Source organism: Pseudomonas sp. P1_F1_2 (genome assembly GCF_056405815.1).
In genome coordinates this window covers 52,145-58,596 of record NZ_JBFUBK010000029.1, presented here as the reverse complement: position 1 = coordinate 58,596, position 6,452 = coordinate 52,145, and the positions used below count along the sequence as shown (strand labels likewise).

The window sequence follows — 6,452 nt, the reverse complement described above, 5'->3', positions numbered from 1 at the left end:
CTGTCCAAAAAAGGCGATACGGAGCTGCGGCGCCTGGCTCACAACGCGGCGATGGCGGCTTGTCGGTCTGCCACCTGGAAACCGTACTATGAGTCCTATCTCGTCAGAGGCTTGGCAAAAACCCAAGCCCTGGTGATCCTCGCCCGCAAGCTATGCCGGGTGGCATTCGCTCTCATGAAAAACCAGAGCGAATACCAGCCAAATTTAAGGCTGCAGGGTTCCCCTGCAACATAGAATCTCCCACAGTGGTTTTTTGGGTGTGGCTGAGTAAGCACTAACCCCGGCCACCCAGCAAATTCACCACCACCCGATCCACCCATCCCCAGATCCGTTGCTTGATCCGCTTCCACAGTGGCCGGCGTTGCCATTCTTCGAGGCTGACTTCCAGGCTCTGCGCAAAGTCGCGCTCGAAACTCCCCGCCACAGCCCGCGTTAGCCCAGGGTCCAGCGCTTCAAGGTTGGCTTCAAGGTTGAAGCGCAGATTCCAGTGATCGAAATTGCACGAGCCGATGCTCACCCAGTCATCGATCAAGACCATTTTCAGGTGCAGGAAACACGGCTGGTATTCAAAAATCTTCACGCCGGCCTTGAGCAATCGCGGGTAGTAGCGATGCCCTGCGTAGCGCACCGAGGGGTGATCGGTGCGCGGTCCGGTGAGCAGCAAGCGCACATCGACACCCCGGGCCGCGGCCCGGCGTAACGAACGGCGGACTTTCCAGGTCGGCAGGAAGTACGGGGTCGCCAGCCAGATCCGGCGCTGGCCGCTGTTCAACGCCCTGATCAGCGATTGCAGAATATCGCGATGCTGACGGGCGTCGGCATAGGCCACCCGGCCCATGCCCTCGCCCATCGACGGCACTCGCGGCAGACGCGGCAAGCCGAAATGCGAGGCCGGTTTCCAGGCACGCCGATGGCGGTTGGCGATCCATTGGCGATCGAACAGCAACTGCCAGTCGATGACCAAGGGCCCGGTGATTTCCACCATGACTTCATGCCATTCGCTGGTGTCTTCACCCGGCGTCCAGAACTCGTCGGTGACGCCCGTGCCACCGACCACGGCCAGGCTCTGATCCACCAGCAACAGCTTGCGGTGATCGCGGTAGAAGTTGCCGACCCAGCGCCGCCAGTTCAGGCGATTGTAGAAACGCAGTTCGACCCCGGCCGCCGTCAGACGCTGACGCAAAGTCAGCGTGAACGCCAGGCTGCCGTAATCATCGAACAGGCAGCGCACGCGAACACCACGCTCAGCCGCCTGGACCAGTGCCTGGACCATGGCTTCGGCGCAGGCACCGGCCTCGACCAGATACAGCTCCAACTCGACCTGTTCTTCGGCGCGGGCAATCGCGACCAACATGCGCGGGAAGAACTGCGGACCGTCGACCAGCAGTTCAAAGTGGTTGCCTTCACGCCAGGGGAAAATTGCACCGGCCATGTCAGCGCGCCGTGAAAATCAGTACCGCACCCACCGGTACCGACAGACTGATGGCCGACAAATCGGCGAGCTTGCGCAGCGCTTCCAGTCCGGGTACCAGATCAAAGTCTTCGGCATTGATCACCAGTGGCTCCAGTGTCACCACCTGAAATCGCCGGTCATCGAGCCGCGTCGCCAGCAGTTCGGCGTTGTACTCGTGGGTTTTACCGTGAAGGTTGACGGTCAGCGGCAAACGCAACTCCAACTGCGCACCGGGCGCGAGATCGTTGATCGGGCGCAGATCGATCTGCGCGGTGATCAGTGCTTCGGGAAATTTCTCAATCTCGAACAGCTGCTTGCGCATGCGTTCATCGCGCAATGGAACGCCACTGTTCACCGATTCCAGCTCCACTTCCACTTCGGCCAGGCCATTGGGATCGACCTTGCCGTGCAACACCAGAAAGCGCTGCACTTCAGAGATGTTGGCGTTTTTGGTGCTGACGAACGACAGCCGCGAAGACTCGCCGTCCAGGTACCAATCGGCGTGGGCCGACAGCGTGGCACCGGCCAACAGCAGGAAGGCGAAGGTTTTGGCGTGGAAGCGGTTGAACATAAAGACTCATGGGGGCAGATAAACCTGTGCTGAACCTTAACCGTCCGTGAGCAAGATGCAAGCCTGTAGCAGCTGGCGAAGCCTGCGTCGGCCGGTCCGCGCTCGGGCGCAGCAGTCGTCAAACCCTGCCTACCGGGGGCAACCTGAAGTACCGCGGCGCCTGGTTTTACGACGGCTTCGCCCGAGCGCGGACCGGCCGACGCAGCCTTCGGCAGCTGCTACAAAGGTTCGTGGGAGTCAGGGATTCAGGCGGCAGCCCTGGCGTTCGCCGACCCACGCGGCGCTGTGGGTGCGGCCCATGCCGCTGACCGTGATGCGTTTGCTGGCAGAGTCATCGACGAAGCGGCTGGTGGGCAGCCACTGCTTTACATAGCTGCGGCAATACTCGGTCTCGTTGTTCATTACATACCGGCACGAGCAATATTCCTTGGCGGTGTAGGCGCTGATGATGTCGGGGAATGCCCACAGCGCCACCCGCTCCTGCCAGCCCCAGCCGAGCAAGGCGATCAGCAGGATCACCAGCAACGTGCTCAACGGTCGGCGGCGAACAACACTTTGGCGGCTCATGGCTGCACCTGTTGGGCAAACGCCTTGAGCGTGAGTTTGAGCAAATCGTTGTGCCGATAGCTGCCGTCGCGATCATCGCCATAGCGCACGATCACCAGGTTTTCGCTGGGGATTACGTACATTGCCTGGCCCCAATGTCCCAGCGCGGCGAAAGTATCGGCGGGAGCATCAGGCCAGGGTTGTGGCGCGCCCGCCACCGCACGATTGAGCCACCACTGACCACCGGGCACGCTGTCATCCTGATGGGCTTGATAGTGGGCGAACGGTTCGCGATTGAAGGCGACCCAATCCCGGGGCAGTAATTGGCGCCCCTGCCAGCGCCCGTCGCGCGCCATCAACAAACCGACCCGCGCCAGATCGCGAGCCGTGAGGTAGACGTAAGACGAAGCGACGAAGGTGCCCGTGGCATCGGTTTCCCAAACGGCATGGCGAATACCTAGCGGCTCGAACAGTGCGGTCCATGGATAGTCCGGGTAACGGGCAGGGCCGACGATGTTTTTCAGCGCGGCGGAGAGCAGGTTGCTTTCACCACTGGAATAGCGAAAGGCCTGACCGGGTGTGGCGTATTCAGGGTGATCGGCAGTGAACGCAGCCATGTCCTGATGGCCACGGGTGTAGAGCATGGCCACCACCGAGGATTTCAACGGGGCGTACTCGTAGTCTTCCTGCCAGTCCAGTCCCGAGGCCCAGTGCAGCAGGTCGGCCATGGTCACGCCGGGGTGTTGTTTCATCGGCGGATAAAACGTCTGCACCGGGTCCTGGAGTTTGAACAGGCCTTCGCCATAGGCCACGCCCAGCACCGTGGCCATGAGGCTTTTGCTGATCGACCAGGTCAAGTGTGGCGTGTCGGCGCGGGCCGGGCCGGCGTAGCGTTCGTAGATCAATTGGCCGTCGCGGATCACCAGCAACGCATCGGTGCGAATGCCTTTTCGGGTGCTGTCGTCGCGGGGTGGGAAGGCGTAGGTTTCCAGGGCTTGAAGCGCCGGCCCGGTAACCGTCGGGCCGTTCGACCATTGCTCGCCGGGCCAGTTTTCGGCGTGGGCCGGGAGGCTGAGCAACAGCATGAAAGTCAGGGACAAGCCTTTGAACATGGCAGGGGCTCGGAGGGATTAACGTGCTGAGCCTAGTTGAGGTTGATGACAGTTTTGGGATTTGTATTGGCCTTGAGGCCGCCATCGCGAGCAAGCCCGGCTCCTACAGTTTGGAATGCATTCCACTGTAGGAGCCGGGCTTGCTCGCGATGGCGGCGTTCCGACGATGAGGCCCGTCAGTTCACCGCGAGTGCCTTGGCCAACCGCTTCCCCCGCGCGCCCGCAGCCAGATCCATCACCGCCCGATCGCGCTGCCACATCTGCGCCCAATGCGCCGGACCATCGGCCATTGCCTGATCAATCTCGGCCTTGAGCCCGTCGAATTGTGCAAACAACCCGCCCAGCAATACATGCCCGGCGGCATTGTTCGGTGCCTGACGGCTGGCTTCCGCGCACCCGGCCAGCAACGCCAGTAACCGCAACTGCAAGGCTTGCGGCCAGTCGCAGTCCTGGCCGACGCCATACAGCCACGACGTCATCGCACTCAGCACATAAACGTCTTCAAGGGTGCGGAACGGTTTGACGTACGCATCCCAGCCATCCCCCGCCAGCAACTCGCACAGGGTGTTGTCGAGAAACAACCGGCCATGGCTGATGTCCGGCATCAATGGGATCGCCGGGAGTTTTTCCAGACGTACGCCCGGTTCGCCGGGATAGACCACCGCCAGGCTCAGGCGCGGCGATTCACCGGTTTCTTCGCTGCGTGCAGCGATCAGCAGCCATTCCGCGGCATCACCGGCCGTGACGAAATCCTTGCGCCCGCTCAGGCGCAGGTCGGTAAGGCGGGTTTGCATGTCTGCCGGTCGCAGGCTGCGCTGTTCGGTTGCACACAACGCGCCGAGGCTCAACGGTGCGCTCGGCCAGAGCATGCGCAACGCCGCCTGATACCCCACCAGAAATGCCAGCCCCGGCGTCGCCATCAAACGCCCGCCAGCGACGGCCAACTCAAACGGCGTCACCGTGCCCAACTGGTGCAACAAGGTCACGAAACCTTCCGCCAGATCCGGGTTGGCGGGCAGGCGGTCGTGACGGTTCAACAGGTTTTGCCAGGGCATAAGAGGCTCCTCGTGGGCTGTCATATAAGCATCACCAAAGCTTAATGGCGATGACACCGGGGCTACATAGCCTGACCTTGCACAAAACGGCTGCATAAAGAAAGTCGATCCGCTGTAACCCAAGACGGGTGAGCAGCCCGCACGGAGAATCGCCATGACTCAGATCGCCCGCATCCGCGACACCGGCAACGACCGCCGCCTGCAAGCCGAACGCCTGATCGGCAGCCAAGCCTTGCAGGAAGCCCAGGCCTTACGCTTCAACGTGTTCAGCGGCGAGTTCAACGCCAAGCTGAAGGGCGCAGAGTTGGGTCTGGACATGGATGACTATGATGTTCACTGCACCCACATTGGCGTGCGTGACTTGAACACCGGACGTCTGGTGGCGACCACACGTTTACTCGATCACACGGCGGCCAGCAGCCTGGGCAAGTTCTACAGCGAAGAAGAATTCAGCCTGCATGGCCTGGTTCACCTCAAAGGCCCGATTCTGGAAATCGGCCGCACCTGTGTCGACCCGGCGTACCGCAACGGCGGCACCATCGCGGTGCTGTGGGGCGAACTGGCCGAGGTGTTGAATCAGGGCGGCTACAGCTATTTGATGGGCTGCGCGAGCATTCCAATGCAGGACGGCGGCATCCAGGCCCACGCGATCATGCAGCGTTTGCGCGAACGCTACCTGTGCACCGAACACCTGCGCGCCGAACCGAAAAAGCCACTGCCGACCCTGGATATTCCTTCCAACGTCATCGCCGAAATGCCCCCGCTCCTCAAGGCCTACATGCGCCTGGGCGCGAAAATCTGCGGCGAGCCGTGCTGGGACGAAGACTTCCAGGTGGCCGATGTCTTCATCCTGCTCAAGCGCGACGAACTCTGCCCGCGTTACGCCAAGCACTTCAAGGCGGCCATGTGATGATCCGTTTGCGGGTGTACGCGCGGATTGCGCGAGTGCTTGTCGTGGTCGCACTGGGTTTGAGCATGGCCAGTATATTTGGGGCTTTCGAGCGTATGGGCATCGCCCATTCGATGGTCCGCCGCCAGCGCTGGTCGCGATTTTTCATGGCGCGGTTGAGCAATGCCCTGCCCTTCCAGGTCACCGTTCATGGTGAACTGCCCAAGCAACCGATGCTCTGGGTCAGCAATCACGTGTCCTGGACCGACATCCCGCTGCTGGGCATGCTCACGCCGTTGTCGTTTCTGTCCAAGGCCGAAGTGCGCACCTGGCCGGTCGCCGGTTGGTTGGCAGCCAAGGCCGGCAGTCTGTTTATCCGTCGTGGCTCGGGTGACAGCCAGTTGATCCGCAAACAAATGACCCGCCACCTGGAACAAGCGCATCCGCTGTTGATGTTCCCGGAAGGCACCACCACCGATGGYCGTTCGCTGCGCACCTTCCATGGTCGCTTGCTGTCAGCGGCGATTGATTCCGAGGTGCAACTGCAACCGGTGGCGATCCGTTACCTGCGTGACGGTCAACTCGACACGCTGGCACCGTTCATTGGCGATGATGATTTGCTCTCGCACTTGATGCGTTTGTTCGCCAACGACCGGGGGGATGTGGAGATTCACCTGCTCAAGCCGATTGCTTGCGAAGGTCGCGAGCGCGCGGCGCTGGCGTTCGAAGCGCAGCAGGCGGTGCAGAAGGCGTTGTTTGGTGAAGTGGCGAAACCTGCCGAACCGCGTCGTGCTGGCGAACTGATCGCCGCCTAACCGCTTTTCTG

7 protein-coding genes and 1 pseudogene are annotated in these 6,452 nt (G+C 61.6%); 3 read left to right on the top strand and 5 right to left on the bottom strand.

The annotated features are described in order from the left end of the window. Nucleotides 1–234 (top strand): annotated as a pseudogene (locus tag AC1D2P_RS11375) (IS110 family transposase); the annotation flags it as partial. A 40-nt stretch (nucleotides 235–274) separates the two neighbouring features. Here AC1D2P_RS11375 and AC1D2P_RS11370 read toward each other — a convergent pair. From AC1D2P_RS11370 to AC1D2P_RS11350, 5 genes are all read right to left on the bottom strand, one after another. Beyond that, nucleotides 275–1,432, bottom strand: a complete 1,158-nt coding sequence (locus tag AC1D2P_RS11370; RefSeq protein ID WP_046029409.1) for a phospholipase D-like domain-containing protein — start codon at nucleotides 1,430–1,432, stop codon at nucleotides 275–277. Between the two features lies 1 nt (nucleotide 1,433). After that, nucleotides 1,434–2,024, bottom strand: coding sequence for a YceI family protein (locus tag AC1D2P_RS11365; RefSeq protein WP_109787366.1), 591 nt, complete (start codon nucleotides 2,022–2,024; stop codon nucleotides 1,434–1,436). 237 nt (nucleotides 2,025–2,261) lie between these two features. Further along, on the bottom strand, nucleotides 2,262–2,591 hold the full coding sequence (locus AC1D2P_RS11360) for an amidase (protein ID WP_077430759.1): 330 nt from the start codon (nucleotides 2,589–2,591) through the stop codon (nucleotides 2,262–2,264). After that, complete coding sequence (locus tag AC1D2P_RS11355; protein WP_477758360.1) at nucleotides 2,588–3,682, bottom strand: serine hydrolase domain-containing protein; 1,095 nt, start codon at nucleotides 3,680–3,682, stop codon at nucleotides 2,588–2,590. Before AC1D2P_RS11355 ends, AC1D2P_RS11360 begins: the two co-directional genes overlap by 4 nt. Before the next feature lie 176 nt (nucleotides 3,683–3,858). Continuing rightward, nucleotides 3,859–4,737, bottom strand: coding sequence for an acyl-CoA dehydrogenase family protein (locus tag AC1D2P_RS11350; RefSeq protein WP_223523951.1), 879 nt, complete (start codon nucleotides 4,735–4,737; stop codon nucleotides 3,859–3,861). A gap of 154 nt (nucleotides 4,738–4,891) precedes the next feature. Between AC1D2P_RS11350 and olsB the strand changes: the two genes are divergently transcribed. Next, the gene (olsB, locus tag AC1D2P_RS11345; RefSeq protein ID WP_477758359.1) at nucleotides 4,892–5,647 is read left to right on the top strand and encodes an L-ornithine N(alpha)-acyltransferase; all 756 of its coding nucleotides are present in this window, start codon (nucleotides 4,892–4,894) and stop codon (nucleotides 5,645–5,647) included. Next, nucleotides 5,647–6,441: a lysophospholipid acyltransferase family protein gene (locus tag AC1D2P_RS11340; RefSeq protein ID WP_109788048.1), complete on the top strand. Its 795-nt coding sequence runs from the start codon at nucleotides 5,647–5,649 to the stop codon at nucleotides 6,439–6,441. The genes olsB and AC1D2P_RS11340 overlap by 1 nt, the downstream gene beginning before the upstream one ends. Nucleotides 6,442–6,452: the final 11 nt, after the last annotated feature.